At 70.7% G+C, this 17,468-nt stretch carries 20 protein-coding genes; 8 read left to right on the top strand and 12 right to left on the bottom strand.

The genetic code is table 11. The features are described from left to right. Positions 1–227: 227 nt before the first annotated feature. On the top strand, positions 228–1,235 hold the full coding sequence (locus BCF44_RS31115) for a hypothetical protein (protein WP_116177973.1): 1,008 nt from the start codon (positions 228–230) through the stop codon (positions 1,233–1,235). Positions 1,236–1,493: 258 nt separating this feature from the next. Further along, positions 1,494–2,984 carry a CocE/NonD family hydrolase gene (locus tag BCF44_RS31110; protein WP_116177972.1) on the top strand — a complete coding sequence of 497 codons (1,491 nt, stop codon included), beginning with the start codon at positions 1,494–1,496 and terminating at the stop codon, positions 2,982–2,984. A 45-nt stretch (positions 2,985–3,029) separates the two neighbouring features. Here BCF44_RS31110 and BCF44_RS31105 read toward each other — a convergent pair whose 3' ends face one another. The 4 genes from BCF44_RS31105 to dapE all read right to left on the bottom strand — a co-directional run bounded on the left by BCF44_RS31105 (position 3,030) and on the right by dapE (position 7,540). After that, on the bottom strand, positions 3,030–4,292 hold the full coding sequence (locus tag BCF44_RS31105; protein WP_116178105.1) for a S53 family peptidase: 1,263 nt from the start codon (positions 4,290–4,292) through the stop codon (positions 3,030–3,032). A gap of 94 nt (positions 4,293–4,386) precedes the next feature. Then, a complete protein-coding gene (locus tag BCF44_RS31100; RefSeq protein ID WP_116177971.1) occupies positions 4,387–5,613 on the bottom strand; it encodes a S53 family peptidase in 1,227 nt (408 codons plus the stop codon). Between the two features lie 77 nt (positions 5,614–5,690). Beyond that, positions 5,691–6,455, bottom strand: a complete 765-nt coding sequence (locus tag BCF44_RS31095) for an LOG family protein (protein WP_116177970.1) — start codon at positions 6,453–6,455, stop codon at positions 5,691–5,693. Further along, positions 6,452–7,540, bottom strand: a complete 1,089-nt coding sequence (gene dapE / locus BCF44_RS31090) for a succinyl-diaminopimelate desuccinylase (protein ID WP_116177969.1) — start codon at positions 7,538–7,540, stop codon at positions 6,452–6,454. The genes BCF44_RS31095 and dapE overlap by 4 nt, the downstream gene beginning before the upstream one ends. Between dapE and dapD the strand changes: the two genes are divergently transcribed. Next, positions 7,531–8,481: a 2,3,4,5-tetrahydropyridine-2,6-dicarboxylate N-succinyltransferase gene (gene dapD, locus BCF44_RS31085; protein ID WP_116177968.1), complete on the top strand. Its 951-nt coding sequence runs from the start codon at positions 7,531–7,533 to the stop codon at positions 8,479–8,481. The genes dapE and dapD overlap by 10 nt on opposite strands. A gap of 66 nt (positions 8,482–8,547) precedes the next feature. On the opposite strand, the gene BCF44_RS31080 is transcribed toward dapD, so the two are convergent. Both BCF44_RS31080 and BCF44_RS31075 read right to left on the bottom strand, forming a co-directional pair. Beyond that, complete coding sequence (locus BCF44_RS31080) at positions 8,548–9,510, bottom strand: isopenicillin N synthase family dioxygenase (RefSeq protein WP_116177967.1); 963 nt, start codon at positions 9,508–9,510, stop codon at positions 8,548–8,550. Then, positions 9,507–9,971 (bottom strand): nucleoside deaminase, encoded by a 465-nt coding sequence (locus tag BCF44_RS31075; RefSeq protein ID WP_379799518.1) that lies wholly within the window; start codon positions 9,969–9,971, stop codon positions 9,507–9,509. The genes BCF44_RS31080 and BCF44_RS31075 overlap by 4 nt, the downstream gene beginning before the upstream one ends. Positions 9,972–9,995: 24 nt before the next feature. Here BCF44_RS31075 and BCF44_RS31070 point away from each other — a divergent pair, with 24 nt between their 5' ends. Beyond that, positions 9,996–10,928: a CHAD domain-containing protein gene (locus tag BCF44_RS31070; protein WP_116177965.1), complete on the top strand. Its 933-nt coding sequence runs from the start codon at positions 9,996–9,998 to the stop codon at positions 10,926–10,928. Positions 10,929–11,008: 80 nt separating this feature from the next. On the opposite strand, the gene dapC is transcribed toward BCF44_RS31070, so the two are convergent. Both dapC and fdxA read right to left on the bottom strand, forming a co-directional pair. Continuing rightward, complete coding sequence (dapC, locus tag BCF44_RS31065; RefSeq protein WP_116177964.1) at positions 11,009–12,112, bottom strand: succinyldiaminopimelate transaminase; 1,104 nt, start codon at positions 12,110–12,112, stop codon at positions 11,009–11,011. Further along, the gene (gene fdxA, locus BCF44_RS31060; protein WP_116177963.1) at positions 12,109–12,435 is read right to left on the bottom strand and encodes a ferredoxin; all 327 of its coding nucleotides are present in this window, start codon (positions 12,433–12,435) and stop codon (positions 12,109–12,111) included. Before fdxA ends, dapC begins: the two co-directional genes overlap by 4 nt. A gap of 184 nt (positions 12,436–12,619) precedes the next feature. Here fdxA and BCF44_RS31055 point away from each other — a divergent pair, with 184 nt between their 5' ends. Next, positions 12,620–13,336: a GNAT family N-acetyltransferase gene (locus BCF44_RS31055; RefSeq protein ID WP_116177962.1), complete on the top strand. Its 717-nt coding sequence runs from the start codon at positions 12,620–12,622 to the stop codon at positions 13,334–13,336. Here BCF44_RS31055 and BCF44_RS55790 read toward each other — a convergent pair. From BCF44_RS55790 to mshB, 4 genes are read right to left on the bottom strand one after another with little or no spacing between them, the layout of a single operon-like run. After that, the gene (locus BCF44_RS55790; protein WP_170217840.1) at positions 13,324–13,491 is read right to left on the bottom strand and encodes a hypothetical protein; all 168 of its coding nucleotides are present in this window, start codon (positions 13,489–13,491) and stop codon (positions 13,324–13,326) included. The two genes, BCF44_RS31055 and BCF44_RS55790, sit on opposite strands and share 13 nt — an antisense overlap. Then, positions 13,488–14,102 carry a hypothetical protein gene (locus tag BCF44_RS31050; RefSeq protein ID WP_116177961.1) on the bottom strand — a complete coding sequence of 205 codons (615 nt, stop codon included), beginning with the start codon at positions 14,100–14,102 and terminating at the stop codon, positions 13,488–13,490. The genes BCF44_RS55790 and BCF44_RS31050 overlap by 4 nt, the downstream gene beginning before the upstream one ends. After that, a complete protein-coding gene (locus BCF44_RS31045; RefSeq protein ID WP_116177960.1) occupies positions 14,095–14,496 on the bottom strand; it encodes a hypothetical protein in 402 nt (133 codons plus the stop codon). The genes BCF44_RS31050 and BCF44_RS31045 overlap by 8 nt, the downstream gene beginning before the upstream one ends. Next, positions 14,493–15,359: an N-acetyl-1-D-myo-inositol-2-amino-2-deoxy-alpha-D-glucopyranoside deacetylase gene (gene mshB, locus BCF44_RS31040; RefSeq protein WP_116178104.1), complete on the bottom strand. Its 867-nt coding sequence runs from the start codon at positions 15,357–15,359 to the stop codon at positions 14,493–14,495. Before mshB ends, BCF44_RS31045 begins: the two co-directional genes overlap by 4 nt. Positions 15,360–15,701: 342 nt before the next feature. Here mshB and BCF44_RS31035 point away from each other — a divergent pair, with 342 nt between their 5' ends. The 3 genes from BCF44_RS31035 to BCF44_RS31025 are packed head-to-tail and all read left to right on the top strand — an operon-like array spanning position 15,702 to position 17,383. Further along, entirely contained in the window at positions 15,702–16,628 is a 927-nt protein-coding gene (locus BCF44_RS31035; RefSeq protein ID WP_116177959.1) for a phospholipase D-like domain-containing protein, read from the top strand. 30 nt (positions 16,629–16,658) lie between these two features. Beyond that, the gene (locus BCF44_RS31030; RefSeq protein ID WP_116177958.1) at positions 16,659–17,141 is read left to right on the top strand and encodes a DUF5753 domain-containing protein; all 483 of its coding nucleotides are present in this window, start codon (positions 16,659–16,661) and stop codon (positions 17,139–17,141) included. Between the two features lie 59 nt (positions 17,142–17,200). Beyond that, complete coding sequence (locus BCF44_RS31025; protein ID WP_116177957.1) at positions 17,201–17,383, top strand: DUF397 domain-containing protein; 183 nt, start codon at positions 17,201–17,203, stop codon at positions 17,381–17,383. Positions 17,384–17,468: the final 85 nt, after the last annotated feature.

The raw sequence follows: 17,468 nt of genomic DNA, 5'->3' as shown, positions 1-17,468 counted from the left end.
ATTCCACCCGACGCCCTCACTTGCACTTTTACCCATTCGGCCTAGCGAATCGCCACGAGCGAGGGACAGCAATTACCGAATTGCGGTCCACCCGAACGAGCCAACGGCCGGGGTTCACACCGATCCGACAGCTAGCCTCGGTCGGGCCGAGGGGCACCGCGGGCTGGAGGGGGCGCACTTCCGCCCGCGGAGATCGGCGCACAATACAAGATCAAAAAGGAGAGACCGTGGCCAAGAAGGCACTTGTCGTGGCGGTGACCGCTACCGGAATGCTGGTCATCGGGGCACCGGCATTCGCGGCGGCAGCACCGTCGGACAACCCCCTTTTCCAACAGCCACTCGTTTCCAACGTGAATGTCCTCAGCCAGAACGTGGTGCCGACCGGCAACACGAACGGCGGGAACGGCAACAACGCCGGCCAGGGCAATGTCGGCGGCAACGGCAACAACATCGGCGACGACAACAACGGCGGCAACGGCAACAGCAACGGCGGCTCCGGCAACACGGTCGGCGGCGGCAACTCCGGCGGCGCGCACAACGGCCTGACCCGGCTCGCCCAGGCGGCCTCGGTCCCCTTCTCCGACTTCCTCCGCGGCCCGGACGTGCCGGCGACCGGGCCCGGCAACACCAACGGCGGCGCGGGTAACAACGCCGGTCACGGCAACACCGGCGGCAACGGGAACAACATCGGTTCCGCGAACAACGGCGGCAACGGCAACAGCAACGGCGGCTCCGGCAACACCGTGGGCGGCGGCAACAGCGGCGGCGCGGGCAACGGCGGCGGGGACCCCGTCACCCTGCCGGAGAACCCGTACCTGGGTCGCAGCCTCGACGCCGGCCCGGGCAACATCAACTCCGGGGGCGGCAACAACGCCGGCAACGGCAACGTGGGCGGCAACGGCAACAACATCGGGAACAACAACAACGGCGGCAACGGCAACAGCAACGGCGGTTCCGGGAACACCGTGGGCGGCGGCAACTCCGGCGGGATCGGCAACCACCGCTACCGCGTCACGCCGCCGCCGGCGATCTCGCGGGCGCGGTCGCTGACGCTGCCGCGTGACTGGTGGCCGGGCAACACCAACGGCGGCTCGGGCAACAACGCCGGCAGCGGCAACGTGGGCGGCAACGGCAACAACATCGGCGACAACAACAACGGCGGCAACGGCAACAGCAACGGCGGTTCCGGGAACACGGTCGGCGGCGGCAACTCCGGCGGCGTGGGCAACCACTAGGTCGGGGCGGTGCCGCCGGTGCCACACCGGCGGCACCGGCATTCGCCTTGGCAGCCACCACGGTCACAGAGGCAGACCACTCGCCGTGGCAGCCGTCGAGGCATGCTCGGACGGCGGTGTCACCCTCGTGGGGGAGTGACACCGCCGTTCGGTCGTGACGCGTGTCACAGTCAATTGCTACTCCAGAGTAGGTTTTAGTTAACTCTCCAGTAGCCATGTCGTGACCAAGGTCACTCTGGAGGGCAATTGCGCAGGTCAATGGCGACTCTGCTGCTGGTGTTGGCGACCATCGCGGGACTGGCCGGCACGGCCACCGCCGCGCCGTCGACCGGCTTCAGCACCAGTTATCAGGCGATCCCGGGCGACGGCGGCACCACCCTGCACGCCTTCGTCATCCGTCCCACCGGCCGCGGCGACGGACCGTTCCCGCTCGTCGTGATGCCGAGCAGCTGGGGCGTGAACGACATCGAGTACGTGGGCGCGGCGGCCAAACTCGCGTACCAGTCGGGTTACGTGGTGGTCAGCTACACCGCCCGCGGCTTCTGGGATTCCGGCGGCCAGATCGAGGTGGCGGGCCCGCAGGACGTGGCCGACGCCAGCAAGGTGATCGACTGGGCGCAGGCCAACGCGAACATCGATCCGGCCCGGATCGGCATGGGCGGCATCTCCTACGGCGCCGGCATCAGCCTGCTCACGGCCGCGGCCGACCCGCGGATCCGCGCCGTCGTCTCGATGAGCGGCTGGACCGACCTGGCCGCGTCGCTGTACCCGAACCAGACGGTCAGCTCGCAGGGCGTGGACCTGCTGCTGGCCGCCGGGCACCTGACCGGGCGGCCCGGGCCGGAGCTCCAGCAGGCGGAGAAGGACTACCTGGCCGGCGACTTCGCCGACGCGCTGCCGATCGCACCGCCCCGCTCGGCGGCCACGAAGATCGACGCGATCAACGCCCACGGCACCGCCGTGATGATGGCCAACGCCTGGGAGGACTCGCTTTTCCCGCCGAGCCAGCTGGTCGACTTCTACGGCAGGCTGACCGGACCGAAGCGGCTGATGCTCACCCCCGGCGACCACGCCACGCCCGAGGTGTTCGGCGCGGCCGGGCTGCCCAACGAGGTGTGGGACGCGGCCGACCGCTGGTTCGACCACTACCTGCTGGGCGTGGACAACGGCATCGACCGCGAGCAGCCGGTGCAGGTCAAGCCGGCCAACGGCGGCGGCTGGCAGGGGTCCGCGGGATTCCCCTGGCAGCAGCAGACGATTCCCTTGGCCAGCAAGACGTTCGGCGCCGGCGTGGACACGGTCGCCGACAGCGGCACCGTGTTCGTGAGCGGGATTCTCCAGGGCTACCTGAACATCCCGACCGGCGTCGCGATGCCGCTGGTGTCGCCGCTCGCCGCCGGCATCTGGTCGGGACCGGTCACGTCACAGGGATTCGAGGTGGACGGCGCGCCGCACGCCGAGCTGACCGTGACGCCGAGTGCCGCCGACACAACGCTTTTCGCGTATCTGTACGACGTGGGGCCGCTCGGCGCCGGGTCGCTGATCACGCACAAGCCGTACTCGCTGCTGGGTGCGGCGCCGGGCGTGGCCAGGACGATCGACCTCGGCCTGGAGCCGATCGCCTGGAACGTGCCGGCGGGGCACCACCTCGCGCTGGTCGTCGACACCGTCGACCCGCGGTACCTGACGTCGAGCAAGCTGGGCAGCACGGTCGCGCTGTCCGGCACGCTGACGGTTCCGGTGCAGTGACACGGAAAGCGGGGTCCCGGCGCGGGGACCCCGCCTTCCGGCCCGCTACTTGAGCGCCTTCACCAGCGCGGGCACGAACTTCGACGCGTCGAGGGTGCCCCAGCCGGACACCACGTCGAAGCCGGCGGCCGCGGTGTAGCCGGGCACGTTGGCGTAGCTGTTGTCACCGCTGGTGACGTCGATGATGCCGGACTTGGCGGCCTTCGGGCCGAGCTTGCCGTACAGCGCCGGGTTGATCTGGCCGAGCCGGTGCCCGCCGTTGGCCTGCACGGCCAGCGCCAGCACGCCCGCGAACAGCGGCGCGGACTCGGAGGTGCCGGAGATGCCCTCCATGGTGATGTCCGGGAACGACCGGAACTTGCCGGTGGTCGCCTTCACCGAGTTCTGCCAGCTCGGCCGGGCGTAGGTCTTGGAGACGCCGCCGCCGGACCGCGGCCACAGCACGTCCGGCTGGGTGCGGTTGCCGTTGGCGTCGAGGGAGATGATGGTGCCGCCCAGGGCCGTCACGTTCGGGTCGGACGCCGGCCAGCTGGCCGCCCGGTACGGGAAGGTGCCGTCGCCGATGAGCACCGGATTGGTGGCGCCGAAGTCGCCGGAGGAGGCGACCAGCGTGACGCCGGCCTTGCTGGCCCGCACCAGCGCCGGGTCCAGGCTCTTCACCGAGTCCAGCGACGGGAAGGTGTCCTCGGCCGTGCCGAAGCTCATCGAGATCACGTCGGCGATGCGGTGCTGGGTCATGTAGTCGACCGCCGCCATCATCTCCGGCAGGCCGGTGAAGCCCTGCGTCTCGGCGATCGGCGTCGCCGCGATCACGATCTTCGCCGCCGGCGCCATGGTGTGGAACATGGCCACGTCCAGGTCGGTCTCGCCGCCCCAGCTCTGGCAGGTGCCGGTGTCCACGCCCGAGTCGGTGCAGCCCGGCACCGGGCCGGCCGGCGCGATGACCGAGATGTCCGCAGGCGGCAGGCCGTTGCGCTGGTCGTAGGCGTCGATGACGGCCTTGATATCGGCGTCGCCGTAGGACACCAGCGTCGCGACCGTGGCGCCGGCGCCGGTCAGGCCCTGGTTCCACAGCGCCGGGGTGTTGTAGGCCTTGGCCAGCCGGGGCAGCGTGGCCGTCGCCGCCTGGAGGCGGTCCACCTTCTGCTGCACGGTGGTCGCGCCGACGAACGACGACGCCGCCGCGCTGAACGTGTGGTGCGCCTGCTGCGCCGCCTTCGGCGTCGGGCTCGCCGCCGCCGGGACCGCCGCCAGCGCCGTCGCGGCTAACGCCACGCCCACCGCCGCCGCCAGACTTCTACCGCTCATCATCACTCCTAGTCACCTTTTTGACGCAGGGAAGGACGCCTTACCTGCACCGGATGCGGGTAAGGCGTCCTTCCCTGCATGGAGAGGATTACCGTCAGTGGAGAGCCGCCACCAGGGACGGCACGAACTTGGCGGCGTCGACGGTGCCCCAGCCGGACACGATGTCGTAGCCCTTGCCGGCGGCGAAGCCCTTGACGCCGTTGAAGGTGTTGTTGCCGCTGGTCACGTCGACGATGCCGGCGAGCTTGCCGGTGTACAGCGCGGTGTTGACCTGCCCGAGCCGGCCGCCCTTGGTCTGCGCGGCCAGCGCCAGCACGCCGGCGAACAGCGGCGAGGCCTCGGAGGTGCCGCTGGTGCCCTCCATGGTGATGTCGGGGAAGGCCCGCTTGGTGCTGTTGGTGGTCTTCGAGACGCTGTCCTGCCAGCTCGGCCGGTCGTAGACCGCGGACAGGCCGCCGCCCGAGTCGGGCCACAGCACGGTGGACGGCACGTTGCGCACCGAGTTGGTGCCGCCGACGGCGGTCACGTTCGGGTCCGACGCCGGCCAGCTGGCGACCTGCTTGTTCCAGAAGCCGCCGCTCTTCGTGTTGCCGCTGGCGCCGGTGTCGCCGGAGGAGGCCAGCAGCGTGACGCCGGCGGCGCTGGCACGCTGGAACGCCGGGTCGAGGCCGGTGATCTGGCTCGGCGAGTCGAAGTTGGGCTCGGCGGTGCCGAAGCTCATCGAGATGATGTCGGCGACGTGATTGGTCGTCATGTAGTCGACGGCCTGCATCATCTCGGGCAGGCCGGTGATGCCCTCGGTCTCGGCGACCGGGGTGGCGGCGACGACGATCTTCGCGTTCGGCGCGATGGTGTGGATCATCTCCACGTCCAGGTCGGTCTCGCCGCCCCAGCTCTGGCAGGTCGCGGTGTCCACGCCCGAGTCGTTGCAGCCGGGCACGTGCCCGACCGGGGCGATGACCTGCACGTTGGCCTTGGGCAGTCCGTTGCGCGAATCGTAGGAGTCGATGACCGCCTGGATGTTGGCGTCGCCGTAGGACACCAGCGTGGCGACCGTGATGCCGTCACCCTTGGTGCCCTTGTCCCACAAGGGTTTTACGTCGTAGGCCGTGCCAAGCCGGGTCATGCCGGCCAGCACGGCCTCCATGCGCGCGACCTTCTGCTCGACGGTGGTGGCGCCGACGAAGGACGCCGCCGCCTTGCTGAAGGTGTGGTGTCCCGGCGCGGGCGCCGCGCCTGCGGGCGCGGCGGCGACGCCGCCCAGCGCCAGCGCGGCCCCGGCCACCAGCACGCCCGCGGTTTTGACCGTTCGTCGCCCCATGGCTTTCCTCCTGATCAGCCGACCCCGCCCATTCAAGGGGGTCCCGCGCGCCGGCCGTCAGGTCCGAAAGTTGGGAATCAGTGCACCTGCTCCCACGCCCGATAGGCGTCCTGGACCACCCGAACGGCGTCGTCGATGTCGTCCGTCAGATGTAGCAGCTGCATGTCCTTGGCACCGATCTTTCCGCCCGCTTCCACCGAATCGTGGAGCCAGTCGTAGAGGCCCTGCCAATAGGACCGTCCGAACAGGACGACCGGGAACTTGGTGACCTTCTTGGTCTGCACCAGGGTCAGCGCCTCGAACAGCTCGTCCAGCGTGCCGAAGCCGCCGGGCAGGCAGATGAAGGCCTGGGCGTACTTGATGAACATGGTCTTGCGGGCGAAGAAGTAGCGGAAGTTGACGCCGAGGTCGACCCACGGGTTCAGGCCCTGCTCGAACGGCAGCTCGATGCCCAGGCCGACGGAGTAGCCGCCGGCCTCGGACGCGCCGCGGTTGACCGCCTCCATCGAGCCCGGGCCGCCGCCGGTGATCACGGCGAAGCCGGCCTCGGCCAGCGCGCCGCCCAGCTTGCGGCCGATCTCGTACTCGGGGTGGTCCGGCTTGGTGCGGGCCGAGCCGAACACCGTGACCGCCTTGGGCAGCTCGGCCAGCGCGCCGAAGCCCTCCACGAACTCGGCCTGGATGCGCATCACCCGCCACGGGTCGGTGTGCACCCAGTCGGACGGGCCGCGGGCGTCCAGCAGGCGCTGGTCGGTGGTGGTGGATTCGCTGGAGCGGTCCCGGCGCAGCGTCACGGGGCCGCGCTGCCGCTCCTTCAGCGGCTGCTCCTGGTTCTCGTTCATCGGGAAACTCTACTCAGGAAGCGGCGCAGCACCTCGGCGCAGTGCGTGATCTGGCCGGCCGCCACATGCTCCTGTTGGGTGTGGGCCAGCGTCGGGTCGCCCGGCCCGAAGTTGACGGCGGGAATGCCCAGCGCGGCGAAGCGGGCGACGTCGGTCCAGCCCAGCTTGGCCACCGGCGTGCCGCCCGCGGCCTCGACCAGCTGACGGGCCGTCGGCGCGGACAGACCGGGCAGCGCGCCCTCGGCGGTGTCGACGACCGTCAGCTCGAAGCCCTCGAAGAGCACCCGAAGGTGGTCCACCGCCTGGGCCGCGGTGCGGTCCGGGGCGAACCGGTGGTTGATCGTCAGCACGCACTCGTCCGGCACCACGTTGCCGGCCACGCCGCCGGTGATCTTCACGGCCTGCAGGCCCTCGCGGTAGCGGCAGCCGTCGATGTCCACCTCGCGCGGCTCGTACTCGTCCAGCTTGTGCAGCGCCGGGGCCATCGCGTGGATGGCGTTCTCGCCCATCCAGGCCCGGGCCGTGTGCGCTCGGATTCCCTTGGTGCGCAACTCGATCCGCAGTGTGCCCTGGCAGCCGGCCTCGATCACGCCGTTGGACGGCTCGCCGACGATCGCGAGGTCGCCGCGCAGCCATTCGGGCAGGTCCCGCTCGATCCGGCCGAGGCCGTTGCGGGACGCCTCGATCTCCTCGCAGTCGTAGAAGATGAAGGTGAGGTCGTGCGCCGGCTCGGCGATGGTCGCGGCCAGGTGCAGGAAGACAGCGTCGCCACCCTTCATGTCGACGGTGCCGCAGCCGTGCAGGACGAGATCGCCGCCGGCGCCGGTGCGGCGCAGCGGCAGGTTGTCGTTGATCGGCACGGTGTCGAGGTGGCCAGCCAGCACCACGCGGGACGGGCGACCCAGGTTCGTGCGCGCCAGGACCGTGTTCCCCGACACCGCCAACTCCAGGTGCGGCGCCTGCTCGGCCAGGGCGGCCTTGACCGCGCCGGCCAGCGCATCCTCGTCGCCGGAGACGCTCGGCACGTCCACCAGCGCGGCAGTGAGCTCGACGGGATCGGCGGTCAGGTCCAGCGATGTCGTCACCTTCGGCAGGTTACCGTTGTGCCGTGACCACCAGCGCTTACGGCACCGGCCTCGCCACCATCACCAACGACGGGACTGTCCTGGACACCTGGTACCCGTCGCCCACCCTCGGCTCCCCCGCCGCCGACAAGCCCGACTTCGCCGACCTCGTCGGCGAGGACAAGGCCCGCGGCGTGCAGACCGTCGTCGTGGACACGGTGATCGAGGACCTCGCCGCCGCGCCGGTCGACACCCACGACGTCTACCTGCGGCTGCACCTGCTCTCGCACCGGCTGGTCGCGCCCCACGGCCTGAGCCTGGACGGCATCTTCGGCAAGCTCGCCAACGTCGTGTGGACGAACTTCGGGCCGTGCGCCGTCGACGGCTTCGAGGCCACCCGGCTCAGGCTGCGAGCCCGCGGGCCGGTCACCGTGTACGGCGTGGACAAGTTCCCGCGCATGGTCGACTACGTGCTGCCGGCCGGCGTGCGGATCGCCGACGCCGACCGGGTCCGGCTCGGCGCGCACCTGGCCGCCGGGACCACCGTCATGCACGAGGGCTTCGTCAACTACAACGCCGGCACCCTGGGCAGCTCCATGGTGGAGGGCCGGATCTCCGCCGGCGTCGTGGTCGGCGACGGCTCGGACGTCGGCGGCGGCGCGTCGATCATGGGCACGCTGTCCGGCGGCGGCAAGGAGGTCATCAGCATCGGCCAGCGCTGCCTGCTCGGCGCCAACGCCGGCGTCGGCATCACTCTCGGCGACGACTGCGTGGTGGAGGCGGGCCTGTACGTCACCGCCGCCACCAAGGTCACCCTGCCGGACGGCGGCGTCGTCAAGGCGCTGGAGCTGTCCGGCCAGTCGGGGCTGCTGTTCATCCGCAACTCGGTGAGCGGCGCCGTCGAGGTCCGCCCCCGCAAGGGCCAGGGCATCACCCTCAACGCCGCCCTCCACGCGAACTGACCTGACGCAGGTAAGGCGTCCTTCCCTGCGTCGAATGCAGGGAAGGACGCCTTACCTGCATCGGCGTCAGCTCACCGTGATCGCGGCCAGCTTCTCCTTGAGGTACGCGCCCCAGTTGGTCGGCGGGTAGCTGCGCCGGCCGATCGGCGGGGCCAGCGACTCCACCACCGCGTCGTGGTTGGCCTCGTAGAAGAACACCAGCGACATCAGGTCCTCCGCCGGCGCGTCGGGCGACGGCGGCAGGACCCTGTGCCGGGTGGAGCGCCAGCGGTCGCCGGTCCACCGGGCCATCAAGTCCCCGATGTTCACGGTGAACGCCGCCGGATCAAAAGGCGCGTCGACCCACTCCCCGTCCTGGGTGTAGATCTGCAGCCCGCCGAGCCCCGGCTCCCGGTCCAGCACCGTCACGGTGCCGAAGTCGGTGTGCGGCCCGATCCGGAACTGGCCCTCGGCCGGCGGCCCGACCCGCGTCAGCGGCGGGTACCAGTTGATGTTGAACCCGTACGTAGGCTCGGTCAGGAACGGCTCGAAGTAGTCGACGTCCAGGCCCAGCGCGACGGCGCAGAGCGCCATCAGCTCGTCGGACAGGGCGTGCATCTCGTCCAGGTACTCGCCGACGACCTCCCGCATCCGCGGCAGCTCGGCCGGCCACACGTTCGGCGCGAACCACTCGGCGTCGACGCGGGGATCGCCGGTCGGGTTGTCGCAGGCCGCGGTGAAGGACTCCTTCAGGTCCGGTGGCGTGGGCGTGCCCTCGGCGTAGCCGTTGGCCTCGGCGCCGGGCGGCAGCCAGCCCCGGCCGCCGACGGCGGTGGCGTAGCGCTGCTTGACGTCCTCCGGCAGCGCGAAGAACTCCCGCGCCACGGCCCGGGTGTCGTCGCGCAGGTCGGTGCTCACCTCGTGCCCGGTGATCAGCAGGAAGCCGGCGGTCTGCAAGGCCTCGTCGACGCGGGCGGCCACCTCGGCGCGGTCCCGGTCGTCGCCGTGGAACCACGGCTGGAGGTCGATGCTCGGCACTGACGTGGTCACTGCGTCTCCCCGATGTCCTCGAACCACAGCTGCGGCTCGGCGGCGATGAACTCGGTCATCATGCCCACACACTCGTCGTCGTCGAGCACCGTCACGGCGACGCCGTGCTCGGCCAGCCAGTCGTGGCCGCCGTGGAAGGTGCGGGCCTCGCCGATCACCACCCGGCCGATGTTGAACTGGCGCACCAGGCCGCTGCAGTACCAGCACGGCGACAGCGTCGTCACCATGATCGTGTCACGGTAGGTGGGCCGGCGGCCTGCGTTGCGGAAGGCGGCGGTCTCCGCGTGCATCGACGGATCGCCGTCCTGCACGCGCCGGTTGTGGCCGGCGCCGAGCAGCGTGCCGTCCACATGGAACAGCGCAGCCCCAATGGGAATCCCGCCTTCGGCCCGGCCGGCGCGGGCCTCGCGCACGGCGGCCTCGAGCAGGTCGGCATCCATCCGTTCGGGGGAGCCATTCATCCGTTCGTCACCTACCATTCATCGATGAGCCAGACCACCACGGCCCGCCGGCCGGTCACGCCGGAGCGGCTCGGCCTTGCGCCGCAGCCGGTCCCGGCGACGGCCCGGGACTCGGTGGCCCGCCACGTCCGAGCGGCCCTCCATGCCCAGACGCTGGCCATGCTGCACTACGAGCCGGGCACGCGCACCGGTGAGGATCCCGAGGATCTGCACCAGATGCGGGTGTCGGTGCGGCGGCTGCGAGCCGTGCTCAAGTCGGCGCCCGAAAGTGTGCCCGACTGCACACGGCTGCGGGCCGAGCTGGGCTGGCTCGGCGGCGCGCTCGGGCCGGTGCGGGACCTGGACGTGCTGATCGACCGGCTGCGTGCCGAGACCGACGATTTCTCGGACGACGAGCGGGCCGCCGCCACCACGCTGCTCGACGGCCTCGTCGCCGAGCGCCTCGCGGCCCGTGAACACCTCAACTCGGCGCTGGACAGCCCGCGCTACCGGACGCTGCTGACGCATCTGGCGCAGGCCGCGAACTCCGAAGTGGACGACGCCGTCCAGCCCGAGCTGATGGACCTGGTCCGGGCCCCGTTCCGTCGGCTGCGTCGGGCGGTCCGGGCACTGCCCGCCGACCCGCCCGACGAGGACCTGCACCGCCTGCGCATCTATGGCAAGCGTTTGCGGTACGCCGCCGAGCTGGTCAAGCCCATCGCCGGCAAACAGATCCGGGAGCTGCTGGCGGCGGCGAAGGAGCTCCAGGAGGTGCTCGGCGAGCACCAGGACGCCTGCGTCGCCGAGCAGGAGGTGCGCCGGCTGGTGGCGGCCCAGGGCGACGTCGTCGACTGGGACCTGGTGTTCGTGGCCGGGCGGCTGGTGGAGCGGGAGCACGTCCGCCGGGTCACCACCCGCGACCAGTGGCGAGAGGTGTGGCGGACGGTCGACCGCCAGGCTAAAGCCGCCCTACGCTGACAGCCGCCTTTTTTGCCACATGCGCTTCCGATGTGTCACCAGACGCCAAATAGGAAGCGCATGTGGCAAAAAGAGGGTTGTCAGTTGGCGAGGCGCGCCGCCGCGGCGGCGATGCGCTCGTCGGTGGCGGTCAGTGCAATACGCACATGCCGGTTGCCGGTCGGGCCGTAGAACGTGCCGGGAGCGGCCAGGATGCCCTGGGACGCCAGCCAGGCGACGGTGTCCCACGCGTCCTCGTCCCGGGTCGCCCACAGGTACAGCCCGGCCTCGGAGTGGTCGATGCGGAAGCCGGCGCCGAGCAGCGCCTCCCGAAGGACCTTGCGCCGCGCCTCGTACCGGGACCGCTGCTCGACGACGTGCTGGTCGTCGCTCAGCGCGGCGGTCATCGCCGACTGCACGGGCCGCGGCACGATCATGCCGGCGTGCTTGCGGATCTCCAGCAGCCGCTTGACCAGCGCGGGATCGCCGGTGACGAACCCGGCGCGGTACCCGGCGAGGCTGGACGACTTGGACAGCGAGTGCACGGCGAGCAGCCCCTCGGCGCTGCCGCCGCTGACCCGCGGGTCCAGGATCGACACGGCCGAAGATTCCCAGGTCAGGGACAGGTAGCACTCGTCGGAGGCGACGATCGTGCCCCGCTCCCGCGCCCAGTCGACGACCTTGCGCAGGTGCTCGACCGGCAGCACTCGCCCGGTCGGATTGGACGGGGAGTTCAGCCACAGCAGGGCCGGTCGGCGCGGCCCGAGCGCGGTGAGCCCCTCCACCCGCGCCACCTCGGCGCCGGCGAGCAGGGCCCCGACCTCGTAGGTCGGGTACGCCAGCTCGGGAATGGCCACCACGTCGCCGGCGCGCACGCCGAGCAGGGTGGGCAGCCACGCCACCAGCTCCTTGGACCCGATGGTGGGCAGCACGGCGACCGGGTCGAGCCCGGTCACACCGAAGCGCCGGGCCATCGCGTCGACGGCGGCCTGGCGCAGCTCGGGGGTGCCGTGCGTGGTCGGGTAGCCGGGCTGGTCGGAGACGGCCGCGAGGGCGTCCCGGATCAGCTCGGGCACCGGGTCGACCGGGGTGCCCACGGACAGGTCGACCACACCGTCAGGGTGCGACCGCGCGGTGGCGGCGTGGTCGGCCAGCGAGTCCCACGGGAAGTCCGGCAGCGCCGGCCCCGCTGTGTTACCGGTCACTCGTGCGCGGCCTGCTGCGGCAGCGCGGCGATGAACGCCGGGTCGTTGCTGGTCTTGCCGATCTTCGCGGCGCCGCCGGGCGAGCCCAGCTCGTTGAAGAAGTCCGCGTTCGCCTTGGTGTAGTCCTTCCACTGGTCCGGGACGTCGTCCTCGTAGTAGATGGCCTCCACCGGGCAGACCGGCTCACAGGCACCGCAGTCGACGCACTCGTCGGGGTGGATGTACAGCATCCGGTCACCCTCGTAGATGCAGTCGACGGGGCACTCCTCGATGCACGCCTTGTCGAGAACATCGACGCAGGGCTCGGCGATCACGTAGGTCACTGCGTTCTCCTGCTTCCCTCTTCGTTCATCCGCCGCGAGACACCGTCAGGGGTCCGCGCGCACCCGGTCAGTATCCCCCGGCTGGCCGGTCAGGCTCACACCTGGGCACCCCAAGCGCCACGGTACGTCCCGAGGGCCGGGAAAATTGCTCGATCCGCCATGTGGCCCCGGGCACAGTCACGGGGTGGACGCCATCACGGAGCTGGAACTGCTGTGCGCCGACGCCTGGCCGGCGCTGGTCGACGAGCGCCTCGGCCAGTGGCGCCTGCGCGCTGCGGGCGGCTTCACCGGACGGGCCAACAGCGCCCTGACCACGGGTGACCCGGGCATGCCCATTTCGGCGGCGCTCGCCACGAATGCCGCCTTCGCCGCGCGGCACGCCATCGAACCGGCCGCTCACGTCACGCAGGGGTCGGAAACCGAACGGCAGATCCGGGAGGCCGGCTGGCAACCGGCCACCGACCATCCCGGCGGCGCGGAGTCGCAGGTGATGACCGGTCCGCTGCCCGACGGAGAGGCGCTGGGCGAGGTGCTGGACAAGCCGTCACGGCAGTGGTGGGAGCTCGCGGTGGGCGAGCCGACGGCGGCGCAGCGGCACGTGCTGGGCACGGGTCCGCTGCTCGGTTTCGGCTACGTGGAGCGGATGGCGGTGGTCCGCGGCTGCATTGTCGACACGACGCTGCACATCTCCCGCCTGGCCGTCGCGCCGGAGCAGCGGCGGCAGGGCGTGGCGAAACGACTGCTGGCGACGTTGGGCGCGTGGGCACGGGAGCGTGGCGCGGACCGCGCGGTGCTCCAGGTCGCCACGCACAACACGGCGGCGATCCGCCTGTACGAGGGGCTCGGCTTCGCCGAGCACCACCGCTACGGCTACTGGCGACCCAGAAGCTATCGACTCTGAGGCTTCTTCTTGTCGGTGTGACGAAGGTCACCAGTGATGCGGAACTGGGGGCCGCCAGTGCTCGGCTTGGCCTTCTCGTTCTCGCCGTCGACCAACGCCTTGATGGCGTCGACCGGGTCGTTGGAGTGCCGGTCGTCCTTGCGCTGCACACTCATGGCTGCCTCCCCCGCGGGTCCCATCGGACCGCGCTGTGCTCACGGATCCACCGCCGCGCCCGCTTGCGCAGACGCCACAACACCAGCCTGCCACCGATCAGCGGGCCGGCGCGCCCGTCGATCGTCGCCAACAGGTCGCCGAGCCGCCGCGCCGTCACGGCCAACGCCCGCACGGTGACGCGACCGTGCCGGCGGTTGGCCTCGGTGAGCTCGGCAAGCAGGTACGTGGTCTGGCCGTCCTCGTCACCGCCGATGGACGCGGCGTTCACGTCACGGCCGTAGAGCACCCCGGCCAGTACCCGCACCCGCAGCTCCACGGTTTCGGCCTCGGCGCACACCACCAGCGCCTGCTCGGCGAGGGTGAGCGCACGCCGGTCGACGCCCGTGGACGCCACCAGCAGCGGCACCAGTGCCGCGATCCGGGCCGTCAGGTCGTCGGGCAGCGTCCCGAGCCGGGCGAGGTACTTGGGGTCGACGCCGTCGATGTTGGCCACGGCCCCGATCGCGCGGCCGTGCAGCCGGAACGGGTCCGGCTCGGCCAGCACGGCGAGCACCTGCCCGGCGGCGCGGGCGAAGGGCCGCAGCGCGGCGACGACCTCCGAGTCATCCACCGGAAACGGGCTGCCTCGCCGCCCGACCCAGTGCGTTGCCCAGCACGACGGCGGACGGCAGCGCGCCCGCCGCGAGCAGCGCCAGGATCCGCCAGTCCGGATAGACCAGGAACTCCCCGCCCGGCCCGCCGACCGTCAGCCACAGGCTGACCGCCAGCCAAACGAATCCGGGCAGGCCGCCGATCCACGTCACCGGGCGCAGCCGGGCGGCCGCGCGCACCAGCAGCGGCGTGGTCACCGCGGCCAGCAGGATGGTGATCGGGAACGGGAAACCGCCCAGGTCCGGCAGCACCTCGCCGTCGAACCGGGCGGGCAGGAACACGATGTCGACGACCGCGAGCAGGATCGCGTCGAGCACGAGCACGACGAGCACCGCCCAGTCGCCGGGCCTCATCGCGCGCGTTCCACGTCGTTCAGGCCGCCGAACAGGTCGGTCTCGGCGCCCTCCGAAGGGCCGAAGGCGAGCACGTAGTACTCGGTGCCCAGCACCGGCTGGGTGATGCCGTTGGACAGGGCGTAGCAGGCCGAGCCCTCGCCGTTCTGCCACACGCTGACCTGCGTGGCATGGGCCCGCAGCGCGCTCAGCTTGGCCGGCACGTGGTCCTCGATGGCGATCCGGGTGGTGATGATCTCGTCGTCCACCACGGACAGCTCGCCCGGCTCCGGCATCCGCCACGGCACGCCCTCGACGCCGCGCAGCTTCCCCAGCCCGGCGGCCACGCCGTCGCGTGACGTCACGGTGTGGAACACGCGCAGCACCTCGGGCACCAGCGCCGCCGCGGCGGTGGTGATCTCGTGGGCGCGGATGTGGTCGGGGTGGCCGTAGCCGCCATTGCTGTCGTAGCTGACGACGACCTGCGGCTTCACCTGCCGCAACACGTCGGCGAGCTGCTCGGTCTGCACGGCGGTGTCGCCGGCGACGAACGCGCGCGGGTGGCCGTTGGCGGCGACGCCCACCATGCCCGAGTCGCGCCAACGCCCGATGCCGCCGAGGAAGCGGTGGTCGTTGACGCGGAGCGCGGCGCAGGCGGAGCGGAGCTCACCGACCCGGTAGCCGCCGAGCTGGTCGGCGGCCTCGGCGCGCAGTTCGTTCAGGCTGGCGGGGATGATCTCGCCTTCCTCGCCGAGCGTGCAGGTGACGACGGTGACGTGCACGCCGAGCGAGGCGTAGTGGGCGATGGTCCCCCCGGTCCACAGGCTCTCGTCGTCGGGGTGCGCGTGCACCAGCGCGAGCCGTGGTGGGGCGGTCAGGGTCACCCGCCAAGCGTAGTTGTCGGGCCCGAGCCCCATCGGTGGTGGGGAGGCCGAGACCGCGTCCGGGGACTGGGGAATCAGCGAACGCGGCCTCGTTTCCCCCCTTGCGTCTTCGCCGGAACCGCTCCGAGTTCCCCCCTGCCGCGAGGCCGGCAGCGACTCGGAACACCCCCGTCGTCGACGGTCATAGCTAACCAAGGGGGCGTGACGTCTCCGTGACGCGAAGGTGTCGCAGCGGCCGGCGCCCGTCAACCGTGAATTAGTGGCCCGACGCAAGAATACTATTCACGCTATCAAAAAGGCATGAGGAACTCTCTTTTACTCGCCATTCCTGCCGTCTTGTCCATGACATTACCTTCCGCCGCCGATTCACCGTTGACGCTGGTCACGCAGCCACAGCAGGGTTACACGGCCATATACAACCTCGTGAACAACGCGCAAAAAACGATCGACCTGACAATGTACGAGCTGACAGACACCACCGCCGAGAACGACCTCGTCGCCGCGGCCGCGCGGGGCGTGACGGTGCGGGTCGTGCTCGACACGAACCGGGAGCGCACACACAACCAGTCGGCCTTCACGCTGCTGTCCGGGAAGGGCGTGCACGTGGTGTGGGCCAACACGAAGTACGCCGCCACGCACCAGAAGACGCTCACCGTGGACGGTGTGACGTCCGCGATCATGACCGGCAACCTGACCAGCCAGTACTACGCCACGAGCCGCGACTTCGCGGTGATCGACACCACCGCGACCGACGTCACCGCCATCGAGAAGGTCTTCAACGCCGACTACGCGCACACGTCGATCACCCCCGGCGACGGCGCGGACCTCGTGTGGCGCCCGACCGACTCGGAGCCGCAGCTGCTGGCCCTGATCAACGGCGCGACGGCGTCGCTCCAGGTGGAGAACGAGGAAATGGGCCTGCCGGCCGTGACAACGGCACTGCAGAACGCCGCCAAGCGCGGCGTGTCGGTGCAGGTGATCATGACAAATACGGCAAATGACTACGCCACCGAATTCGACGCCCTCACCGCGGCCGGCGCCAAGGTCTCGACCTACGCCGCCGACGCGCCGCTCTACATCCACGCCAAGGCCATCGTCGCCGACTACGGCCGCAGCGGGGCGAAGGTGTTCCTGGGTTCGGAGAACTTCTCCAGCGCGTCGCTCACCGAGAACCGGGAGCTCGGCCTGATCACCACCGATTCGGCGGTGATGAGTTCCGTGCACTCGACCCTGGCGTCCGACTACGCCGGCGGCACGCTCTGGTCCTAGTCGCCGCCGACCTGCTCCCGGCGCGCCACCGTGGCGCGGTCGGGGCGGGTCGGCCAGAACGAGCTGGTCCCGGGCCTGTTCCAAACCGAGGACCACACCCGAGCGGTCACGCCGGCGGCCGACCCGGCCCGGCCGGCCCAGGAGGTCGATCGCCTTGTCGCCGGCCGCACCGAGAGGCAGGGCCTCCTCGAGCACGAGACGCCGCCGCGGATCGTGGCGGTGCTCAACGAGGCTGTGATCTACCGCGTGGTCGGCGGTAACAAGGTGATGCGGGCGCAGTTGGCGCGGCTGCACGAGGTTGCGGAACTACCGACAGTCGAGCTTCATGTGCTGCCGTCCATCACCGGCGCTCACGCGGCGATGGGAAGTTCCTTTGCGTTGCTACAGCTGCCAAGTCCCTATGACGTGCGGATCGTCTATCTGGAAAGCCTGACCAGCGCGGATTATTTGGACCAGGAAGAGCAGGTCGACGCGTGTAGCTCAGGTTCGAGCGGCTCCTCGGCGCGGCACTGAGCACCGCGCAGACGGTGGAGCTGATCGACCTGGTGATGCGCGAACTCTAGGAGGGCCGCATGGCGACCCCGATCCGCTGGCGGAAGTCCAGCTACAGCAATGGCAACGGCGGGGACTGTGTCGAGCTTGCCGTCCAACCTCTCCTGACCGCCGTTCGTGACTCCAAGAACCCTGACGGCGACATCCTCACCTTCCCCGCCGCCGCCTTCGCCGCCTTCCTGACCAGCCTGAAGACCCGGTGACCTCGCCGCGTCACGAAAATGTCAGACCCCCTCGCTAGGGTCGTAGACACCGTGGGGAGGAACACCGGTGAAACGGCGCGTGGGC

It is taken from the genome of Kutzneria buriramensis, assembly GCF_003387475.1.
GTDB classification, from domain to species: domain Bacteria; phylum Actinomycetota; class Actinomycetes; order Mycobacteriales; family Pseudonocardiaceae; genus Kutzneria; species Kutzneria buriramensis.
The sequence above is the reverse complement of the archived record's forward strand: the minus strand, read 5'-3'. Positions and strand labels throughout refer to the sequence as shown.